The 21,322-nt window shown below is 36.0% G+C and carries 24 protein-coding genes, 1 other RNA gene and 1 pseudogene; 24 read left to right on the forward strand and 2 right to left on the reverse strand.

Annotated features, from left to right (window positions below):
- The first annotated feature begins 8 nt into the window (after window positions 1–8).
- The 24 genes and pseudogenes from AB3H93_RS06040 to AB3H93_RS06155 form a co-directional block, all read left to right on the forward strand.
- A complete protein-coding gene (locus AB3H93_RS06040; RefSeq protein ID WP_034867614.1) occupies window positions 9–1,238 on the forward strand; it encodes a phage portal protein in 1,230 nt (409 codons plus the stop codon).
- Window positions 1,210–1,779 carry an HK97 family phage prohead protease gene (locus AB3H93_RS06045; RefSeq protein ID WP_010752177.1) on the forward strand — a complete coding sequence of 190 codons (570 nt, stop codon included), beginning with the start codon at window positions 1,210–1,212 and terminating at the stop codon, window positions 1,777–1,779. Before AB3H93_RS06040 ends, AB3H93_RS06045 begins: the two co-directional genes overlap by 29 nt.
- A 12-nt stretch (window positions 1,780–1,791) precedes the next feature.
- Window positions 1,792–3,168: a phage major capsid protein gene (locus AB3H93_RS06050; RefSeq protein WP_181933756.1), complete on the forward strand. Its 1,377-nt coding sequence runs from the start codon at window positions 1,792–1,794 to the stop codon at window positions 3,166–3,168.
- Between the two features lies 1 nt (window position 3,169).
- On the forward strand, window positions 3,170–3,448 hold the full coding sequence (locus tag AB3H93_RS06055; protein WP_010718811.1) for a head-tail connector protein: 279 nt from the start codon (window positions 3,170–3,172) through the stop codon (window positions 3,446–3,448).
- Window positions 3,429–3,755, forward strand: a complete 327-nt coding sequence (locus AB3H93_RS06060) for a phage head closure protein (protein WP_368020297.1) — start codon at window positions 3,429–3,431, stop codon at window positions 3,753–3,755. Before AB3H93_RS06055 ends, AB3H93_RS06060 begins: the two co-directional genes overlap by 20 nt.
- Window positions 3,745–4,083: a hypothetical protein gene (locus AB3H93_RS06065; protein WP_010718813.1), complete on the forward strand. Its 339-nt coding sequence runs from the start codon at window positions 3,745–3,747 to the stop codon at window positions 4,081–4,083. The genes AB3H93_RS06060 and AB3H93_RS06065 overlap by 11 nt, the downstream gene beginning before the upstream one ends.
- Window positions 4,073–4,438, forward strand: a complete 366-nt coding sequence (locus AB3H93_RS06070) for an HK97-gp10 family putative phage morphogenesis protein (protein WP_010718814.1) — start codon at window positions 4,073–4,075, stop codon at window positions 4,436–4,438. Before AB3H93_RS06065 ends, AB3H93_RS06070 begins: the two co-directional genes overlap by 11 nt.
- A gap of 5 nt (window positions 4,439–4,443) precedes the next feature.
- Window positions 4,444–5,070 (forward strand): major tail protein, encoded by a 627-nt coding sequence (locus tag AB3H93_RS06075; protein WP_181918577.1) that lies wholly within the window; start codon window positions 4,444–4,446, stop codon window positions 5,068–5,070.
- Window positions 5,070–5,534, forward strand: a complete 465-nt coding sequence (locus AB3H93_RS06080; protein WP_010718816.1) for a hypothetical protein — start codon at window positions 5,070–5,072, stop codon at window positions 5,532–5,534. The genes AB3H93_RS06075 and AB3H93_RS06080 overlap by 1 nt, the downstream gene beginning before the upstream one ends.
- A gap of 191 nt (window positions 5,535–5,725) precedes the next feature.
- Window positions 5,726–8,029, forward strand: a complete 2,304-nt coding sequence (locus AB3H93_RS06085; protein ID WP_368020298.1) for a phage tail tape measure protein — start codon at window positions 5,726–5,728, stop codon at window positions 8,027–8,029.
- On the forward strand, window positions 8,026–8,745 hold the full coding sequence (locus AB3H93_RS06090) for a phage tail protein (protein WP_181918575.1): 720 nt from the start codon (window positions 8,026–8,028) through the stop codon (window positions 8,743–8,745). The genes AB3H93_RS06085 and AB3H93_RS06090 overlap by 4 nt, the downstream gene beginning before the upstream one ends.
- A complete protein-coding gene (locus AB3H93_RS06095) occupies window positions 8,742–11,501 on the forward strand; it encodes a phage tail tip lysozyme (protein WP_368020299.1) in 2,760 nt (919 codons plus the stop codon). Before AB3H93_RS06090 ends, AB3H93_RS06095 begins: the two co-directional genes overlap by 4 nt.
- 12 nt (window positions 11,502–11,513) lie before the next feature.
- Window positions 11,514–13,208 (forward strand): BppU family phage baseplate upper protein, encoded by a 1,695-nt coding sequence (locus tag AB3H93_RS06100; RefSeq protein WP_368020300.1) that lies wholly within the window; start codon window positions 11,514–11,516, stop codon window positions 13,206–13,208.
- A 14-nt stretch (window positions 13,209–13,222) separates the two neighbouring features.
- Window positions 13,223–13,996: a hypothetical protein gene (locus AB3H93_RS06105; protein ID WP_368020301.1), complete on the forward strand. Its 774-nt coding sequence runs from the start codon at window positions 13,223–13,225 to the stop codon at window positions 13,994–13,996.
- Window positions 13,997–14,037: 41 nt separating this feature from the next.
- Window positions 14,038–15,465, forward strand: a complete 1,428-nt coding sequence (locus AB3H93_RS06110) for a BppU family phage baseplate upper protein (RefSeq protein WP_368020302.1) — start codon at window positions 14,038–14,040, stop codon at window positions 15,463–15,465.
- Between the two features lie 4 nt (window positions 15,466–15,469).
- Window positions 15,470–15,829, forward strand: coding sequence for a hypothetical protein (locus AB3H93_RS06115; RefSeq protein ID WP_010720100.1), 360 nt, complete (start codon window positions 15,470–15,472; stop codon window positions 15,827–15,829).
- Window positions 15,829–16,353 carry a hypothetical protein gene (locus tag AB3H93_RS06120; RefSeq protein ID WP_368020303.1) on the forward strand — a complete coding sequence of 175 codons (525 nt, stop codon included), beginning with the start codon at window positions 15,829–15,831 and terminating at the stop codon, window positions 16,351–16,353. The genes AB3H93_RS06115 and AB3H93_RS06120 overlap by 1 nt, the downstream gene beginning before the upstream one ends.
- A gap of 15 nt (window positions 16,354–16,368) precedes the next feature.
- Complete coding sequence (locus AB3H93_RS06125; protein WP_088762467.1) at window positions 16,369–16,758, forward strand: hypothetical protein; 390 nt, start codon at window positions 16,369–16,371, stop codon at window positions 16,756–16,758.
- A gap of 1 nt (window position 16,759) precedes the next feature.
- A complete protein-coding gene (locus AB3H93_RS06130) occupies window positions 16,760–16,888 on the forward strand; it encodes an XkdX family protein (RefSeq protein ID WP_010718826.1) in 129 nt (42 codons plus the stop codon).
- Between the two features lie 47 nt (window positions 16,889–16,935).
- Window positions 16,936–17,157 (forward strand): hypothetical protein, encoded by a 222-nt coding sequence (locus AB3H93_RS06135; RefSeq protein WP_010718827.1) that lies wholly within the window; start codon window positions 16,936–16,938, stop codon window positions 17,155–17,157.
- Entirely contained in the window at window positions 17,157–17,360 is a 204-nt protein-coding gene (locus AB3H93_RS06140) for a phage holin (protein ID WP_223603567.1), read from the forward strand. Before AB3H93_RS06135 ends, AB3H93_RS06140 begins: the two co-directional genes overlap by 1 nt.
- A 4-nt stretch (window positions 17,361–17,364) precedes the next feature.
- Window positions 17,365–18,630: a LysM peptidoglycan-binding domain-containing protein gene (locus tag AB3H93_RS06145; RefSeq protein ID WP_368020304.1), complete on the forward strand. Its 1,266-nt coding sequence runs from the start codon at window positions 17,365–17,367 to the stop codon at window positions 18,628–18,630.
- 123 nt (window positions 18,631–18,753) lie between these two features.
- On the forward strand, window positions 18,754–19,233 hold the full coding sequence (locus AB3H93_RS06150) for a GNAT family N-acetyltransferase (RefSeq protein ID WP_181933784.1): 480 nt from the start codon (window positions 18,754–18,756) through the stop codon (window positions 19,231–19,233).
- Between the two features lie 251 nt (window positions 19,234–19,484).
- Window positions 19,485–19,772: pseudogene (locus AB3H93_RS06155) on the forward strand (hypothetical protein); the annotation flags it as partial.
- 121 nt (window positions 19,773–19,893) lie between these two features.
- Here AB3H93_RS06155 and ssrA read toward each other — a convergent pair.
- Together ssrA and AB3H93_RS06165 are read right to left on the reverse strand one after the other, a co-directional pair.
- Window positions 19,894–20,261: a transfer-messenger RNA gene (gene ssrA, locus AB3H93_RS06160) on the reverse strand.
- A gap of 281 nt (window positions 20,262–20,542) precedes the next feature.
- Entirely contained in the window at window positions 20,543–21,316 is a 774-nt protein-coding gene (locus tag AB3H93_RS06165) for a Cof-type HAD-IIB family hydrolase (protein ID WP_010737850.1), read from the reverse strand.
- Between the last annotated feature and the right edge of the window lie 6 nt (window positions 21,317–21,322).

Raw genomic sequence — 21,322 nt, forward strand, 5'->3', positions numbered from 1 at the left:
GAGAAAAGATGAAAATTCGAGATAGAATTTCAAACGCAGTATATTCATTCATGGAAAAACGGGGCTACATTGAAGATATATTTGGTCAAACCACTCGCTACACTCAAAGATATGTCACAGACAATTCAATTATGGAATCTTCTGATGTTTATGAATTAGTTCAAGACATATCTAATCAGGTAGCGTTGGCCACACCGATTGTTATTGGTCCAGATGGTAACGAAGTAAAAAATCATTTCTTGCTTAAAATATTGCAAAGCCCAAATGATTATTTAACAGGTTTTGAATTTTCGAAACTTGAGACGAACACGCTACTAATTAATGGAGAAACCTTCCCATTGACTGATCGAGATCAACTTCATTTAGCATACGGTGTGACAACTAAAATAAATGAGCGTCTACAAGAAGAGTTTGAAATGAATGGCCAAAAAATACCAAGTCAGATGATTCGTCACATTAAGAATATCGGCACAGATTCTTTAAAAGGTGCAGGAATAATCGATTTAGCAAGAAGCACACTAGAAGGCGTTCTAAGCGCAGAAAAGGTTTTGACGGATAAATATACTAAAGGCGGTTTACTCGCTTTTATGCTTAAACTGGATGCGCATATCAATCCGAATAACAGTGCCCAAACGAAAATTGTTAAAGCAATACTTGATCAGTTAGAAGGAACACAGGATGACAGTAATCATTCAGTCAAAATGATTCCTCTTGGTAAAGGTTACTCAATCGATACACTTAAAAGTCCAGTAGATGACGATGCGATCTTGAACTATCTAGGCGTGTACAAAAAGGATTTGGGGAAATTCTTAGGTATAAATGTTGATACCTATCAATCATTAATGAAGACAGATATCGAAAAAGCGATGATGTATCTACACAATAAAGCAATCAAACCAATATTGAAGAACAAGAGCGAGCATTACACGGCTCTTTTTTTTATGCCTAATTCTGGCTATCGAGTGGAATGGAAAATCAATATTTTGGATTTCGTTACTTACTCAACAAAAACAAATATTGGATACAACATCGTTCGTACTGGAATTACAAGTCCGGATAATGTGGCAGAAATGCTTGGTTTTCCTAAACAAGGAACGCCAGAAACTGAAGCTGTTTATATATCAAATGATTTGACAGAAATTGGGAAAAAACATGCTACAGATGATTCCTTACCAACGAATGATCAAAACTTGAAGGGAGGTGATGGAAATGAAGAAAAAGGAAATTCGAACGATTGACATCACCAATCTTTCAACACGTTCTGATGAAGAAACACAAACAAGAACGATTAGTGGTTATGCAGCAGTTTTTAATAGCCCAACAAGATTATGGGAAGACTTGGATGAAGTGATAGCTCCCGGTGCCTTTTCAAGGGCTATTAGTAGTTCAGATGTTCGCTGCCTTTTCAATCATGATTGGTCCAATGTTTTAGGACGTACAAAAAGCGGCACGCTACGTTTATCAGAAGATGAACGTGGGTTGAAATTTGAAGTTGATCTTCCAGATACAACAGTTGCTAGGGATTTGATCAAATCGATGGAACGTGGCGATATCAATCAATGCAGTTTTGGATTCATACCAACTGAAGAAACATGGGACTACAACTCTACACCAATGCTTCGAACGATTCACGAGGTGGAATTGTATGAAGTTTCTATCGTGCCGTTGCCAGCATATGAAGATACCGAAGCAGCTTTAAGAAGCAAGGAAGACTTAGAAAAAGTAGTCGAAAAAAGAAAAAATTTAATCAAAAAAATCAATCAAGCACTAGGAGCTTAGGAGGAAAAGATTATGGATAAAGAATTATTAAAAAAACTGAAAGCACGTCAAGAGCAAAGACTGGAAGAGTTACGTGGAAAAATCGAATCTGGTGAATTGCGTGAAGCAGACATCGAAGGTGTGCAACAAGAAATTGATGCAGTCATTGAAGAATTAAATGGAATCAAAGATGCGTTGGTAGATGATGGTGATCCTGGCGATGCAGGAGATGGAAAAGATGGTGGTGTAGGAAATGGCACTGATGATACTGACAATCGTTCTGGCGATGAATCTAGTGGAGATGGTGCTGATGAAGGCGGAGAGGGAGAAGATAATCCTGAAAATCGTTCAGGCATGATTTCGCAAGAACAACGTGATGGATTGCTAGATTCCATTAAATCAGGATTGGAGGCAAGAAGTAAGATGACCAAGACACAAAAAGATCAACAATTACGAAAAGCATTTGCTAATTTTGTTATTGGAAATATTTCTGAAGCAGAAGCTAGAGCTTTAGGAATTGAAACTGGCAATGGTTCAGTTACTGTTCCAGAAGTAATCGCTTCTGAAGTAATCACATATGCACAGGAAGAAAACTTATTGCGTAAATACGGAACAGTGGTACGTACAGCAGGTGATGTAAAATATCCAATTCTTGTGAAAAAAGCAGATGCGAATGTTAACAAGAAAGAACGTTCAACTGATATTACTGAAACAGCTATTCAGTTTGATGAAATTTTGCTTGATCCTGCCGAATTTGATGCTTTGGCAACAGTAACTAAGAAATTACTAAAAATGTCTGGTGTTCCAGTTGAAGATATTGTTGTCGAAGAATTGAAAAAAGCTTATGTGCGTAAGGAAATCAATTATATGTTCAATGGAGATGACGCTGGAAATGAAAATCCTGGTGCATTAGCAAAAAAAGCTGTAGCATTTGAGAAACCTTTAGATTTAACTGCCGCAGGTGCTGGACAAAAATTGTATGATGCATTAATTGAATTTAAAAATACACCAGTGACAGAAGTAATGAAAAAAGGTCGTTTTATTATTAATCGAGCTGCTTTGACTGCTATTGAAAAAATGAAAACAGATGATGGGTTTCCGTTGTTGCGACCATTCACACAAGCAGAAGGTGGAATTGGTTACCAATTAGTTGGCTATCCTGTAGATTGGACAGATGCAGCAGATAAAAAAGGTGAACCAGATACGCCAGTTTTATATTTTGGCGATTTTTCTGCATTCAAAATTCAAGAAGTTATTGGTGCCTTGGAGATTCAAAAACTTGTTGAAAAATTCTCTGGTAAAAATCAAATTGGATTCCAAATTTACAATTTATTAGATGGACAATTGGTTTATTCCCCGTTTGAACCTGCAGTATATCGTTATGAAATTACAAAACCAGTTGGTGGTTAAGATGGAAGAGCAAACTAAAGAATTATCTTTAGAGGAAAAATTCAAATCACATATTCATTTTGAAGAGGGCATGGATGATTCTTTGCTCTCTTTTTATTTAGATATGGCAAAAGATTATGTCAAAACAGCAACTGGTGGCCAACAAGAATATCTTATTTTGATGGTTGCCGGCATTGCCTATGAATATAGAGTTTCAGAGGATGAACTCGACAAAGCTATGAATGCTATGACGCCATTTATTGTGCAAGGAGTGATTCAAAATGCCGAAACGACAGACTAATAATCTGCGATGGAAAGCTGAATTGCTAGAAATCAAAACAGGAACAGATGAGAACGATCGTCCAATTACGGTTTATGAATTCAAGCGCCCAATTTTCTATGAAGAACTTGGTGTGACTTCTCAAGAAAAATATTTATCACAGCAAGCCAAGACAGACGTTGTCAGGCGAATTAAAGTTCGATGGGATAAATCTATCACAGAGAAGCTAAATGCCCTCAAAATTGATTCTGTGACGTATAACATTACTCGGATTTATACAAATCCCGATACAAGAGAAATGGAGTTGAGTTTAGCTTATGTCGAATAACTTCAATGAATTAATAAAAGCATTGAAATCAACTAAGTTACCGGTGTTTAGAGATAAGGCTACTTTAGGAACAGTGTATCCATATATCGTGTATTCAAATGTGAGTATTAATAAGAAAATGGCTTCCGGAAAAGTATATAAAAAGATGCCATTCTATCAAATTTCTTTCTTTACGTTAGGAACAGAGCAGGACTTAGTAGTCATTGAGCAAGCTTTGGAAAAAGTAGGTATCCCTTATGTCGATTTCGTGGGTATACAAGGTGACGAAAATGATGAGACAGTGACTAACTATTACACGTATGTGAGATGTGTGGAAAATGGCAAATAATACGAACGGATTTGCTGACATGGCAGATTATTTAGGAAATCTTTCAAAGGTAGATCCGAAAAAAATATCAATAGAATCTTTAGAAGAAGCTGCTAATTTTTACCTGAAGCAACTATTGCCTAAAATACCTAAGTCATTATTAAAGAAAAAGCATATGAAAGATCATGTAAGAGTTGTAGTAGAAAATGAACGAGTAAAAGTTCAATTTGAAGACACAGCTTTTTATTGGCGATTTGCTGAAAATGGGACAACAAAGCAACGAGCCCAACATTTTGCGAGTGGAACATATGAACAAAACAAAGAAACAATTGAAGAAATTATGACAAAGAAAATTATTAAAATGTGGGAAGGATGATCTAAATGGGAAAGCAAGATACTTTCTATTTTGAAGGATTAGACGATATATTGATTGGTATGATGGCTACTCCTGATACTGTTGGAGAAGCACCAACTTATAGCGAGATTGTTCGTTTACCAATTGCTACAAAATTAGGAATAAAGGGAAATGGAACAGCTCTTGAAAAATGGGCATCTAGTAAAATGTTTCGGCGTGTAAGTCGAGAAACAAAACATGAGTTAGCTCTGGATCATGTAGGAATTCCAATTGCTGTTATGGACGAATTGAAAGGCTTGATTGCTGAAAGTGGTGTAACCTTTGGCAAAAATACTGCTCGTGAATTTCCTTATTTTGCATTTGGTTTTATTGGAAATGTTGAAAACGGTGGAAAGAAAGCTGTTTGGTATCCCAAAACACAGTTGTCCAATGTTATTGATGAAGAATATGCTACTGCTGATGATGAAACGAAAATTGATGATGTAACTGCGAACTTCATTTCATCTGGATTGAAGTATAACAACGTAATGTATTCAAGCTTTGATTCAAATAGAGACGGAGCTTCTCTCGAATTATTTAATAAATTCATTGCTCAACCTGTATACGATGAAGAACAGTGGAAAACATTGGCTAAAGTTGGAGGTGCAGGTTAATGGCTCGGTTATCTGATTATGGAATTCACGTTGAAGACTTAAAAAATTCTGCTACTGTCACTATTCAAGGTGTAGAATTCCCTATCTCATTTACTATGCAAACAATGGAATTTATAGCAGATGTATATGGTGGAGATTATTCGCAATTCGAATCTGATATGAATGCCATGCTATACAAAAAAGAAGGAAAAATTTCTTCTGCTAACTTATCGCCTAGTGACTTAAAAATCATGCGTGCCTTGATTTATGCAATGTTGCGCACTGGTGGTTTAGATGAAAATCCAGAAACTATTTTTAAATTTTTAGGAATGAGTGGAGAGGTGTTGTCTGCTTATAGTACCTGTATGGAAATTTTTGCTAGTCAGACATTTCAGGTAGAAGACCTAAAAAAATCCAAGAAGCCACGAGACTTTCAAAAAGCGCAAGCAAAAAGAAAGAAAAACAAAAAGAATCGGAAGAAATAGGAACTCCTTGGAGTTTTTATATTTATGTTGCTCTCACTCTATTAAATTGGAGTGAGAGTTTCTTTTTGAAATCTACGCCTAACTTGTGGCTGAAATCATACCTACAGTGGTTACAGCAAAATACTGAGTTTGAGCCACCTCAGTCTATAACTATGGATAAGAGTCCTTGGTGGTAGGAAAGGAGCGCTAAAATGTCAGGGAAAGAATCAGATGTTGTTTTAAATTTTAAAACGAATGGCGAAGTTAGCTATTCAAAAACAATTAAAGAAATCAATAAAGAAATGAACTTAGCAGCTACCGAGTACAAAAACCAAGTGTCTGCCATGGATAAGAATGCAACTCAAACAGAGAAATTAACAGCTACTAAGAAAAAATTAGAAAAACAACTTTCTTTAGCAGAAAAGCGAACCCAGATGTTAAGGGAAGAGTATGAAAAATCAGTTAAAGAAACTGGTGAATATTCAGACCAATCTCAAAAACTCTATAAAAGACTTTTGGAATCTGAAACAGGAGAAAATAAACTGCGTTCTGCATTAGAGCAAACTAATGATGCATTAAAAGAACAGGGTAATGTTTCTGTTGATACTGCAAAAAAACTTCAAAAAATTGAAGAAGCTGGCGAAAAAGTTAAAGGTGTCGGTGAAAAAATGTCTATTGGCGTAACTGCACCAATTGTTGCTGCAGGTGCTGCAGGACTAGCAGCTTTTAGTGAAGTAGATGAAGCTCTTGATACTATTATTACTAAAACCGGAGCAACAGGTGATCAAGCTGATAGACTATCGCAATCCTTCGAAAATGTTGGTTCAAATACTCACTTGCCTTTACAAACGGTAGGAGAAGCCATTGGTGAAGTAAATACGCAATTTGGATTCATGGACAAAAAACTGGAAGATTCAACTAATTATCTTCTACAGTACGCTGAAATCAATGATACAGATGTTTCACAATCGGCTATTTTTGCTCGCCAAGCAATTGAGGCTTATGACATGTCTTATGATGATTTAAATTCTGTATTAGATGTAACAACAAAGACATCTCAAAATACAGGACAATCTGTAGATGATTTAATGCAAAAGGCGATTGATGGCGCCCCTCAAATCAAACAATTAGGATTGAGTTTTGGAGAAGGTGTTACGTTGATGGGGCAATTCGAGCAAGCTGGTGTTGATTCTAGCGCAGCTTTGAGTAGTCTATCTAAAGCGACAGTTACCTATGCTAAAGATGGAAAAACTTTGTCACAAGGACTTGGAGAATTGCAAGATAAAATTAAAAATGCAAGCTCAGAAACTGAAGCAATTAATGCAGCCGCCGAAATTTTTGGTAACAAAGGCGGTCCTCGAATGGCTGATGCAATTAAAAGGGGGACTCTTAATCTAGAAGATTTAGCAAAAGTCGCCTCAGAAAGTGGCGGAGTAGTTGGTTCTACTTATGAAGCTACACTTGATCCTATTGATAAGGCAAATATGGCCATGAATAACGCAAAATTAGCAATGGCATCTGTGGGAGAAAGTGTACAAATAGCTTTGTTGCCTTTTTTTGAATTGGCAATAAATGCATTGCAACGATTTAAAATTTGGCTTGATTCACTTGATCAAGGGCAAAAAAATATGTTAGTAACAATAGCTTTAGTAGTAGCAGCAATTGGTCCACTATTAGTGATTTTAGGAACACTTATGGGTTCAATTACTAAAATTGTTAGTGGAGTTAAATCTTTTATAGGGATTTGGCAGACTTTATCTGGTTTTCTTGCAACGAATCCGTTTGTTTTAGTAATCGCAGGAATAGCTTTATTGATTGCTGGATTTGTATTGGCATATAACAAAGTGAAATGGTTTCATGATGGAGTTAATGCATTTTTCAAAGGCATTTCAGATGTCGCCGTAGAAGTTTTTAAATTTATAGGTGGCTATATTTCTGGTGTTTTCGAAGGAATAGTAGTTAATTTCATGAATTTTTATAATGCGGGAAAGAGGATATTGACAGGATTTATTGACTTTATTACTGGTATATTTACAGGTGATTGGTCAAAAGCATGGCAAGGTGTTGTGGATATTTTTGGAGGCATTTTCGATGGTATTGTTGCTGTGGGAAAAGCTCCTATTAATGCCATGATTGGTTTGATTAATGGTTTTATTGGTGGACTGAATAATATCAAAATACCAAAATGGGTTCCTTGTATTGGTGGCAAATCATTTTCTATATCCAAGCTCCCATATTTAGCTCAAGGTGGTCATTTAATCAATGGACAAGCGATTGTTGGTGAAGCTGGACCAGAGTTACTAACTGCTAAAAATGGAAAAACTACTGTGACTCCATTATCTGATGAAGAAAAACGTAGAGGTATCGGTGGAAAAGTTTCTGGTGGTAATATCGAGCAACATATCCATATTGGCAAAGTTGATGCAAATAATCCATCGGAATTAGATCGAATGAACCGTAAATTTGCAAGAGCTAATCGACAAGCTATTTATGATTTGGGAGGTGTTCCGGAATGAGTCAACGATTCATGAAACCAGATGAGCCAAATTTTATCTGGAAAAACTTAAATGCTACTCTCGATATGAATTGTATTATCGAGAGTGAACTTCCTGAGGTCATGCCAGCTAAAAGATATGAAACATATACTGTTCAAGGTAGAAATGGTGAATTGAATGAAACTTTTGGTGATTATGAATCTTTTGATTTAAAAATAGAGAATATCACTGTTCCCCATTCTAAACTTCGAGAGGTCAAAAAGTGGCTTTCTGGAAGTAGTAGACTAATTACGCATAATGATCCAGATAAATATTTAGATGCTATTTGTAATATAGGTAAAGAAGTCAAATTCGAAAACGAATGGGGCTTCTTTTATACGTTTACTGTCACGTTTAGATGTCAACCATTGAAGCGAAAGCTGAATGAACAACCAATTGAATTTAGCGCAAATGAAATCGAGGTATATGATCCAGGCGATGAGGTAGCACATCCTTATTTTGAGATTGAATCGAGCGGGGGAGACATCACACTAACAATTGGTGACGAGAGCCTTATTGTACTAAATACGTTGGCAAGTACATTTACTGTTGATACTGAATTGGGTAAATCAATTCAAGAGGATTTACCACTATTTACAAAAGGAGATTGGCCAACGTTGAGTCCAGGGAAAAATCTTATCAAGGTTAGTGGCTCCTTCTCAAAAATCAAGTTATGGAGAAGGAGTGTTTATTTGTGAAACAAGAGTTCATTTATGCTTATAAAGAAATGCCTGACGATTTGAATATCAATGGAATTGCTTTACTTGACTGGAAAGATTTGCCAGAAATCAATCGTGTCTTGAATGGACAATATCGTTTTTATGGAAATTATTCTAGAAATGGTGAATTTCGCTCTTACCTAAAAAAAGGAAATTTCATAAAAGCAAAAGTATCTGATGGATCATGGCAGTATTTTGAAATATATAATGTCAAAAAGAATCTGAATTCTGTTTCAGTAACCGCAAGGCATATTGGTTTTATGGCCAATAAAAATTTTATTATCGAGTCTTTCACAGATAATGGCAATGGAACGCAGATCATGAACAATCTAAAATCCAGTTTGGCATTCTCACAAAAATTCAATTATATTTCAAATGTTGGAACAACACATCAATTCACTGCAAAGCAAGTTGCTCCAGTAGAAGCTATCATTGGTTCAAACAATGGTAATCAAAATCTAGTAGGTGTTGCTAGCGCAGAATTAGACATGAATAATTATGATTTGAATCTAGTCAAACAAATTGGAGTTGATAATGGATTTAGAATTGATTTCGGCTTAAATATCGAAGCTATTGAGGAAGAAATAGACGAAGAATCTATTGTAAACAGTCTATTTTTGATTGGTGGTGTTCCTGATAATGACTATGATGAAGACAAAGACCCTATCACCTATGGATTTTTAGAAATAGATGGAGTAACGGATGAAAATCGGCGCATAGGTAAAAGAGAGAATTCTGATTGTAAAACAGTTGAAGATTTAATTAAATGGGGTAACACATTGTTTGAGAAAGACCGTATTCATGAACCTAAAGCGACTCATACGGTAAGCATGGTTTCGTTAGAACATACTTTGGAATATGGCGAAATGTATCGAAAGCTTTCAACTCTCAACTTCGGAGATGTTGCTTACGTAAGAGCGAAACAGCTTGATATTGAAATCGCTGAGCGAGTCGTTGAATACACCTATTTTCCTACATTAGGCAAGTATAAGGATTTGGTTTTAGGAAATGACTTATCTCTTTATACTTCTACAATGAATTCTCAAACTCAAGAACTCAAAAAGAAAATTGATAATCGGACAGAAACATTAGTGCAAAACGTACTCAATGCAACGGCATGGATTACTGGGAATTCTGGTGGACATGTCGTTTTTCGTCCAGAGAAAGCACCATCCGAGATACTTATAATGGATACCGATGACGTAGCGAGTGCAAAACGTGTGTGGCGCTGGAATTTGAATGGGTTAGGTTATTCAGATAATGGCGTAAATGGACCTTTTGGTATTGCTATCACATCAAAAGGAGAAATTGTTGCTGACTTCATCAAAGTAGGAACAATAAATGCAGAAGTATTCGAAACTTCCTTTAATGCTTATGGTGATGTGTTAAAACTTGTAAAAGGCACACTTCAAATTTGGAATGAAAACAAAAAAATCATGGAGCTAACCAAAAAAGGTATGGAATTTTGGAATTCTAAGGGTTCAATTGGAACGATTGGAACAACTGATTCTGCTGGTAATCCTTTTCCTGGGGCTTCTACGCCAACCCCTATTGAAGATAATTCTTTAGTTATTCGTACAAATGGAGACGGCAAATATATTTTGATTTCTCCTAAAGTAGGAAAAGGCTTAGTTTTATTAGGAAATGGTAAAGCAATTTATTTTGGAGACTTAGATGTACAAGGAAAACTTACAGTTAAAGGAAAAGAAATAATTCCTGGACAAGGTGGTGGTCCATCAGGAGGTGGAGAATCTACTGGTGGGTATCCTAGTGAATTAAAAACAGATGCAGAAAAGAGAGCTTGGAGAATTTACGATATTTTGTGTAATAACGGATTTACGAAACAATCTGCATGTGGAATATTAGGGAACATTCAACAAGAAACAGGAGGAACTTTTGATCCTGATACTGTTCAAATAGCTGGACCAGCATACGGATTAGTTCAGTGGGATGGTTCTTCATATCCTCTTGTTGGTCCAGCAACATGGGATGGAAAAGTTTATGTTCAAAACTTATTTAATGCTGCAGGTATTAAAGAACCAATAACGAGCTTAGATGCACAAGTTCGGTTGCTTATTTGGACATTTACAAATGGACAATGGATGGGCGTAGTACAACCTACGACGGTTGAGGGATTTAAGGTCTGTACTGATCCAAGACAAGCAGCATATGCTTTTGAACGAAACTATGAACGTCCGGCAGCGACACATCCTGAACGTCAAGATTATGCAGTTAACTGGTATAACAAATTTAAAGATTTAAAACCAGGAGGAGCTACTGGAGAAGCAGGAATAAAACATTTAGAGTCTTTGATTGGACAACGAATTGGTAATGGTCAGTGTTATGGTTTGTCTGCAGAATATTCAGGATATCTGGGTGGTTGTGGCATGGGTGCTGGAACAAAATATGGTTTAACTCATGTGATAGGAAATACTTCTGCAGCATCTGATATTGGTATTGCCTATGATTGGTCTTCTGTTGGTTGGAAAGTGATTCAAAACCCTAGATATGATCAATTAGTAGTTGGTGCAATCATTAACTTTGCAAGGGGCGCACAAGTTGCTTCGTGGTTTGCCGATCCCACTTATGGACATACTGGTGTGATTAGAGGTTTAGAGAACGGACGTATTCAAACATACGAACAAAATACAGAATTAGGTATGATATGCGGAAAATTAGATCGACAATTTTATAGTTCGAATAATATTTCTTCTATTGTCATACCACCAAAATAGGGAGGAGATTTGATGGCAAAATGGAACGTTATATTAAGCACAACAGAACCCTATAATTATGTGGGAATGATTCAAGTTCGACAAGGAGATGTTTCAACCCAAAAATTGGTTGTTGAAGTGGTGGAACATGGGATATTAAAAACATTCGATGGCCTAGTGCCATTTTTTATTAACACAACAAAATTTGGCGAAAACCAACCTGTTGAACAAAAAGTACAAGAATACAGTCCAGGACAAGCAAGGCTTGTTTATACGTTAAGTGAGCCTGACTGGCAATGGGGCGGTGAAAACACCGCACATTTCAGTTTCCGATCACTTAATGGTGATGGAACTTGGAGTGAACAATTTAGCACACAGGATTTTACCTATCGAGTCATTTCTGGAATATCTAGAAGCCAGTTACGTGATTCTGGCTATGTGTGGACCTTTGAGGATTTGCTAAGAAAATTCAAAGATTACATGAATCAGGGAAAAAGTGACTGGGAGCAGTGGTTAGAAGAGAATCGTGAATTACTGGAAAACATAGATCCTGGTGGTACGATCATTAACATTCTGAATGAAGCGAAAGGAAATTATGATAGTTTAGCTGATCGCTTAAATGACATTCAAAATAAAAAACTTTCTGTGTCTAGTTCTGTGCGACAGATTACAGACGGTGGATATTCTGTTCCGTCTAATTTTGATGAAGTTATTGCCAACATTGATCATCAGTTATTTAACGTTGCGTTCATCACAGATACTCACGTAGATGGGATGAGAAAAGACAGTGCTTTTACAACAGGAGATAGTTCGACGAATCCTAGGCGTTGGAGTACTTTAGCAAAATTTAAAGAAATGGCCAAACACTGTGATGTGACTGTTTACGGTGGAGATAACTGTGATTGTAATAGTGGGCGTACAGGAGAGTTTAAGATTGGTGTTCGTGACTTTGGGCGAACATATTCAATGGCCATACAAAAACGTTTCGCAAATTTTGCTAGTGTATGGAAAAAAGATGTCATCGTTTGTCGTGGAAATCATGATACTGGAAAAATTCCTTATGCTTGGATAGGGCATACACCAGAAACTTGTTTAAATAGTGCGGATATGCACCATTTATATAATGGCACATTCGGTGGTCGTTTATTCCCAGATAAAGGAATTGCAATCTATCGCATTGATACAGATGATTATAGTGATGCACTTGATAGCAACGGTCAGTACAAAGAATTCAGTGGCCATACAAAAGATGGGGAAATAGGGAAAATCGGAGCAGAACAATTGAAAGACTTCGGTACTTTCCTCACGAACTTAGATCGTAGCTATCATGTTTTATTAGTAGGTCATATCCCATTAGATGATTCCGCAACAGGTGTATGGAATACCGCAGCATTGCGGACACTTATTGATGGGTTTAAACAAGGTGTGTCAGTAACCATTGATTATGATTCGCTAACTGGAGAACCATCGGAGTCCGTTACAGGAAGTGAAGTATTTGATTTTAGCACAAAAGGACCAGGTGTCATTATTGCCTACATTTGCGGGCATGAACATTGGGAAACGGTGAGAAATCTCGGTACTTTGAAAATGATAGTTGGAACTTGTGCATTTACTAAAGACACTAGTGTTGATTTTGAAGCTTTTTATCAATTGTCAATTGATAAGACAGCAAGAAAATTGATAATGAACGGTGTGGGACGAGCAACCAAACGATCATTTTTATATTGAAGGAGTGGTGGATAATGTTTGAAAATATGACAAGAGATCAAGCAATTGATCACATGTTAGAACAATTTGCTATTCATTGTGATGGTAACGACCAACAAGCACATGCGCTTGCTACTGAGAGAAATGCAGGTTTTGCTTCACCTGAGACCGTAGCACAAGCAACCGGTCATTTAATTAAGGATAATTACTTAAGTGAGAAGTATAGTTTCTGGAATATTCCATTTGGGCATTACGCTACTGTATGGGCTTGGGCTGACGAAATGGGAACGCCCGATCCAATGATCCCTGGACAAATTATCCAGTTACACGTTTTCGGGGAACACTCTCAACGTAAGACTTATGTGATGATTGACGTATCAAACGGAAGTATTTTCTATATCAATTCAAGCAAAGAAGGTGGCGAAGGTGGCTACAATTCAAGAAATTGGAAACGAATTGAACAAGTAACAAAATTATGGAAAGCTGGCGAATCAGATTGTAAGGTAGGACAAAATATGAATTTAACAGCTAGTACACGTCGTTTTGGTCGTTTGCGATTTCATGTCAAGGGTTTAGGCACACAGTTTACGTTTGAAACACCAGCAGTAGATAACCCAGTTATTATGTTCACAGGCATAGGTTCATCCGAAAAAAGTATTTGGCATATTCGAATAGAACTTACTAATTATCGTGACAACGTGGTATTACGTTTTAATAAATGTCGATTGGCCACTATTCATGGAAATGGAACTATAGATTTTACAGATGACACAGGTTTTACGATTGCAGGTATCGAAGGGATTTATTAATACGGTGAATCCTCTATTTAATTATTAAGGAAGGTGATTCAATGGAAAAAAAGACAGGAGAAATCATTGTTCCAACAGAACCTACAAATCCACCAGCGAAAGTCACTGGTTTTACTTTCAAATCTTATGACAAAAAAGCTGGCGTATTACAATTTGAAATTAAAAATCAAGACGGAAGTCCAACTGATTTAATCAATGCGACTGTCCGTCTTTTTATGTACATCTATTCTGGTGAAGAGAAAAAAGAATTTCCTATTTTTGACAACCAAATCATTACTGAAAGCTACATGCAAGGTATTGTAAAATACTTCATTCCTGATATGTTACTTGCTTATGAAGGCAAAGTTGATGCGAATGTTTATATTGACTTTCCAGATGGCAGTCACACCGACAACTTGGCTTTTACTTTCAATATCGAGAAATCTATCATTGATCGTGATGTTCAACTAAATGGAGAATATTATTTCAAAGACTTTCAACAACTGCTCGATGGAATCAAGCAAGAAACAACAGATGCAGTGAATGAAGCATTAACAAATGTAGATTCTACAATCGAAAAGGCCAATCAGCAAATAAATAACTTTGTAGAGAATGCAGCACAGTCAATTGATCAAACTGTTGTCGAGGTAACAGAGGAATTAAAAACAACTCAATCTAATATTGATACTGTTTCTCAAAACGTTGTTTCAACACAAAATGAATTAACGTTAATCAAAGATAAGATGAACCAAACCAATCAGCAAATTGGTGATCTTGGCAAGTTGAAAAAGATGTATTCAAACAGCATTGATTTTGGAGACTATGATTATAGTGGAAACCCAAATCTATTAAGTACTATAACTAGTGATTATTTTACAACAAAAGATAATGTAACAATTGTCAACGAAAATAGAGGTGTAAAATTGACATTCAGAAATTCTGGATTTGGTGCTGAAACAGGAAATGTCATGCAAATCAAGCCCCAAACAACCTATACGCTTTCTGCTAAGGTAACAGTGAATGAGGATTTTGTAGGAGACTTGTCAAAAGTTCGACTAACTTATAGAAAATTTCCTGGAGGTAACATTCTGCTGGGAACAAACTTAGCTGATACGTTAGTTGGAGAAACAAAAATGATTTCTGTGACTGGTAGTGTATCAGAGATGAAACAAGTAGAGCGTACTTATCTACGTTTAGATAGTAATTCCCAAATAGTGGATGGATCAATCAGTATAGAATATATCAAGTTAGAAGAAGGAGCAATACCTACGCCATATCAGCCTAATTTATTTGAATCACCTTATTATCTAACAAAAGATGAGGGAGCTGGCTTAACGACAGAATATAAATATGTAGGGATAGGACTGAAAGACTTTCAAGATCCAAATAAATATATTTGGAACATGACTATTGAATATATAAATAAACAGCTCCAAGAATTAAATGAAAAAAGCTTAAACTTTACTTTTGAAAAAATAGGGGAGGTATAAACTAATGACAGATATTGTAAAAGTAAAACAGAATAATGTTCAGGTTTACCCTCAAACTCATTGGAATGCTGTAGAAGGCAAACCCACAACAATTAAAGGCGATAAAGGAGATCCTGGGCAAGCTGCAACTATTACTGTAGGTACAGTTACTAGTGGATCTACTGCTTCTGTTACAAATGTAGGAACCTCATCTGCGGCTAGATTCAATTTTGTATTACCAAAAGGAGATAAGGGAGATCCTGGAACAAATGCTACAACGACATCTGTAGCTACGACGGCCGCTAATGGGTTAATGTCCAAAGAAGATAAAGCAAAATTAGATGGAATAGCAAATATTACATTTGAGAAAGTAGGAGAAGTTTAATGTCTGATATTGTGCAATTAAAAGAAAATGGTGTGCCTAAATATTTAAAAACTCATTTTAGAGCAATTGATGGAGCTGAAGTATTAGTACAAACATCTGGTAATCAGTCTGTTGATGGTTTTAAAAACTTTTTACAAACACCAACAGTGAATGATATACCAGTAATTTTAGATCGTTTTGTTTCAAAAACAGTAAAAACAACGAATACAACAGATTTTACCAATGAAAGTTCAGTCAGATTTGAACGATGTGGACGAAGTGTAGTGGCTAATTTTGCGATTACAAATAAATCAGCAAATTTTGCTGGATGGAAAAACTTAATGGCTTTTCCAAAAGGATATACTCCAACTTCGCTAAAGGATTGGGGTGGAACTTTGGCGAATAAAACCAATCGAAATCCTGCATTATCTGTTTATGCGAATGCTTCGGGAATTGTTGTGATGGTTTCTACTACAAATTTACCAGGAAATCAAGAGTGTTCTGGAACCGTCAGCTATTTTACAAATGATGCGTGGCCAAATTAATAGGGGGAATGAATGATGAAAACAATGTATGAATATATTTATCCGGTAGGTTGCAAGGTATGGGAAAACATGCCAGATGATTTCCCAGAAGGAGTGCCTTATACCTCTGTACCACCATTACCAGATATTCCATTAGATCGTCAATTTTGGAATCCAAGAGAACGGAAATGGGAAGAAGTTATCACACAAGATTTTTCTAAAAAACTAGCTCTGCTAGAGGAATTATCTGAAGGGTTACAAGATGATAATAAAATATTGAAACAAGCGAATGAAGAATTAACAAAAAGAGCTGATTCGTTAGCACAAATCAATTCAAAAACGATGCTTACAACTATTCAAAACAGTAAAGAAATCGATTTATTGAAAGATCAACTTCAATCATCGAAAAATGAAGGGGGTGAATAATATGTATTCCTATGAAGATATCAAAATGATGTATGACTGGAATTGCTTTACTGCAGATCAAGTTCGACAATTTGTTCCGTTGTGCATTACAGAGGAAGAAGCAGATAAAATTATTACTAAAGAAAGTTAAAGCATACTCCATGGAGTGTGCTTTTTTTGTTGGAAAGTTGGTGAAGTATGAGTATTGATGCGATTATTTCTGCTTTAAGTATTGCAGGAACTTTAGTTGGCACGTTTGCAGGTATTGTTTTTTCAAACAAACTAACCATTTATCGAATTGAACAATTGGAGAAAAAAGTTGAAAAGCATAATCATATTGTTGAACGTACTTTTCTATTAGAAGGACGGATGAATGAAGCAGAACATGATATTCAGGAAATGAAAGGAGGCGAGAAGTAATGATTTTACCCGATAAATATTATCAAATTATTAAATGGACAGTACTTACGGTATTGCCCGCTTTATCTGTATTAGTAGCCACGTTAGGAAAAGCGTATGGATGGAATGACACTGATATGACAGTATTAACTATCAATGCAGTAGCAACATTTTTAGGAGTAATTACAGGGGTATCAGCTTACAATTTAAAAGATAAGGAGTAAACGAATGAAAAAGAAAATTTTAGCAGGAGCTCTCGTAGCTCTTTTTTTGTTGCCTATAAATGTTTTTGCCGCCAAAGGCGATCAGGGTGTGGATTGGGCGATTTATCAAGGAGATCAAGGGCGTTTTGGTTATGCTCATGATAAATTTGCTATTGCTCAAATTGGCGGGTATAACGCTAATGGCATTTACGAGCAGTGCACATACAAAACACAAGTAGCAAGTGCTATTGCACAAGGAAAACGAGCGCATACCTATATCTGGTATGACACCTATGGAAACATGGATATTGCTAAACAGACAATGGATTATTTCTTGCCTAAGATTCAAACACCGAAAGGTTCGATTGTAGCTTTAGATTTTGAACACGGCGCTAGTTCTGATAGAAATGCAAATACAGAAACAATTTTGTACGGTATGCGACGTATTAGACAAGCTGGGTATACACCAATGTATTATAGCTATAAACCTTTCACATTAAAATATGTTGATTATAAGAGAATTATTAAAGAATTTCCTAACTCTTTATGGATTGCCGGGTATCCTAGCTATAATGTAACTCCAGAACCGTTGTATAACTATTTTCCAAGTATGGATGGGGTTGCTATTTGGCAGTTTACATCTACTTATATTGCAGGGGGATTGGATGGGAATGTCGATTTAACAGGAATCACTGATAATGGTTATACTAATTCAGATAAACCACAAACAGATACACCAGCAATTAATGCAGGCGAAGAAACGAGTGAAAAACCAAAATCAGAGATTAAAACTGGCGACACTGTTAAAGTGAATTTCTCAGCGAAAAACTGGGCAACTGGAGAAGCAATCCCACAATGGGTAAAAGGTGAAAGCTACAAAGTACAGCAAGTAGACGGTAATAAAATCTTACTTGCGAATATTTTATCTTGGATCGATAAATCTAATGTAGAACTTTTACCAGATTCCACGACAGTTGCAGAACAACCATCAGCTTTTCAAACTCATGTCGTTCAATATGGCGAAACGCTATCTTCAATCGCTACAAAATATAGAACCACATATCAAGGATTAGCATCACTAAATGGATTAAGTAATCCAAACATGATCTATGCTGGGCAAGTTCTCAAAGTGAACGGAACAGCAAGTACTACTAGAACATACACTGTTCGATCAGAAGATAACTTATCGTCAATCGCATCTAAGTTAGGTACAACGTATCAAGCGCTGGCACAACGAAACGGATTAGCAAATCCTAACTTGATTTATCCAGGACAAACGTTGAACTATTAAGAAATAAGTAAAAGACCTACTTCTCTTTGTGAGAGGTAGGTCTTTTTTTGTTTTGGTATTATAATATATAATGTATAAAAATAATTAGTACTTTATTCAAAATAAGACGGGAGATAATGATTGATGTTATCAAAAGAAATAATCGAAAATTTTGGATTTCCAGAATCTTTGAAAGGAATGGATTTAGTTTATTCTTTTGACGATGAATTAGGTGATAAAGCAGTTATAGGAAGGGGATGTCATTGCGAAAAGACAAGTGCAAAATTCTTCCTATACAATCCTCAAAATCACGATACTGTTTTTACTATGGACTTTGGAATAAAACAGGGTCGAGATAGAAATCCATGTGGCGGGCCGATTATCAATGAACCACATGTATATATTTTTCATATTAAAACTAAGGCAGATTATAGAAAAATGGGCATCGCTTCGTACTATATCAATAAAGTAGTAGAATTTACTAAAGATTATGGTATGGGTATTGTTGCTTTAGATGTTGCGCCAAGTACAATCGATACTAAAAATGTAATAGGGGACAAAAATGAACTACAGGCATTTTATGAAAAATTCTCAAATGAAACTGTAAAAATTATTTGTTTATAAGAAAAAACTATCGCATATAAGCGATAGTTTTTTAATCTATACTGAGTTTTGGTAACTTATTAATTTCCATTTCTAAATTAATTGAATGCTTTAAAAGTTTAAATATTTTTTGGACTTCCGATGTTTTTTACTTCCATCTTATGCATCCTGTGTTTTTCTCAAATATTATTGTTTTATAAATTATAATTACATATTGAATTATTTTATCCCTCCTACAAATAGAATACGCAAAAAAGAAATATTTCTATTGCTCGTTTCTTGTTGGCGAGAACGAATCTTCGTAAGTAATAAAAAATATGGACGAATACAGCGCTCAAAACATCGAGCGTTTGCCACAGCAATCCCAAAAGCAAATAGAATATTTTTTAGATCCTTCTATTAAGCAAAACAAATTGCTAGAAACCCAATTAAATTCGTTAGATGAATATGACCGAGTGAAACCACATGTTTTCGGTGTATTTCGTGGAATGGAGGAATTTGATGTCGTATTGATTGGTGAACAAGAAGTCGATTTTTACGATATAAGACATATTAAAATAATCAGAATGCAAAATTAATGCAAAAACTTTTACATTTCTCTCTATTTCTCTCCTTGACTAAAATAAAAAAACGTTGATTTAACAACGTTTTTTTATCTGTTTGTTTGTCTCAACAATACATTTATGGAGACGGCGGGAGTCGAACCCGCGTCCAAACACATCGCCACTTAAAAATCTACGTTCATAGTCAACTCATTTGTGGTTTCGCTTTACAGCTTGCCGAGTGACAGGCATTCTGTATTGCTAGTCTGATGATCTCTTTAACAACTTACAGACGGAAAGTTGTCACGTATCCCACTAAATTTGAGACCCTTACTCGAGCACATGGGCGATGCCGAGAGGATCTACGCTAACTGTTATTAGGCAGCTAAAGCGTAAGAGTTGTTTTCGTTTTTAGCAGTTATATTTAACTGTAACGTTTTAACGTAGACGTAACCTACGAAACGCAATTCAAGCTCAAACTGTGCCTGTCGAATCCGTAACGTCCCCGTTATAAACAAGGGTTACGTGTATTTTTCATACAATTTATATTATAGCACAAAATTGAATTTTTTCAACGAGAAACGATCACGGAAAAAGCAAATCGTCCGAAGTATCAAGAGATGATTCTCAATAGCTAATACTGTAAAAAATCATCTCTCAGTTACTCGGAAATATACATCGTATCTAGTTAAAAAGCTTTCAACATTCACCTGATATTGGCTAGATGAATCACCTTTCTACTAGCTATCATTTTTATCAGCAGAATTTCATCGTTTTTCGATTAAAAATCAAATCAAGTCAAAATGTTTGAGCGCATGAACGATTCCGCCCTCAGTGTTTTTCTTTGTAATAAAAGTGGATAGTTCTTTGAGATCATTGTAAGCATTGCCCATCGCGATCTTGTTGTCGCATGCTTCTAACAGTGCAAAGTCATTTGGTCCATCACCAAATCCAAATGTAGGCACATCAACAAGGTTTAATTCTTGTTTTAAACGTTTCACTCCTGCACCTTTCGAGATTCCTTTTTTGACCGTGTCAATCGAGTAAGGACCATTTCGATAAAAAGTCAGATCAGGAAATTGTTCATGATAATATTCATCCCCAGATTGAGAGAGGATAAGTAACATATTGATTGGATGATCCAAATAAGCTTGCGGATTGATTTCTGGTACATTTGAATGGATAAAGTTATAGGCATCAATCATCGTTTGTGTGTGTGCGGTACACCAAATATGTTGATGGTTATAAAATGAGAGCTGGTGCCCTTGTATTTGGACATGTTCGAGCATCTTTTGACAGTCTTCAGTTGCGATTATTTCAGAATGAACTTCTTGACCATCCACGCTGATGTAAGAACCATTCATCGTAACTGCAGAGGAAATACCAGCATCTGACATGATATGTTTGATTTCAGCTTCAGTTCGTCCAGTTGCTATGACTGGCAGGACGTTATTTGCCTGTAGTGCTTGCATTGCTTCGGCCACTTCTGGTGTGATTTTTGATTGAGCATCTAACAGTGTTCCATCAAGATCAAAAAAAGTAATTGCACGATAATTTGACACAAAAAA

The organism is Enterococcus sp. C74 (genome assembly GCF_040887125.1).
GTDB classification, from domain to species: domain Bacteria; phylum Bacillota; class Bacilli; order Lactobacillales; family Enterococcaceae; genus Enterococcus_B; species Enterococcus_B hirae.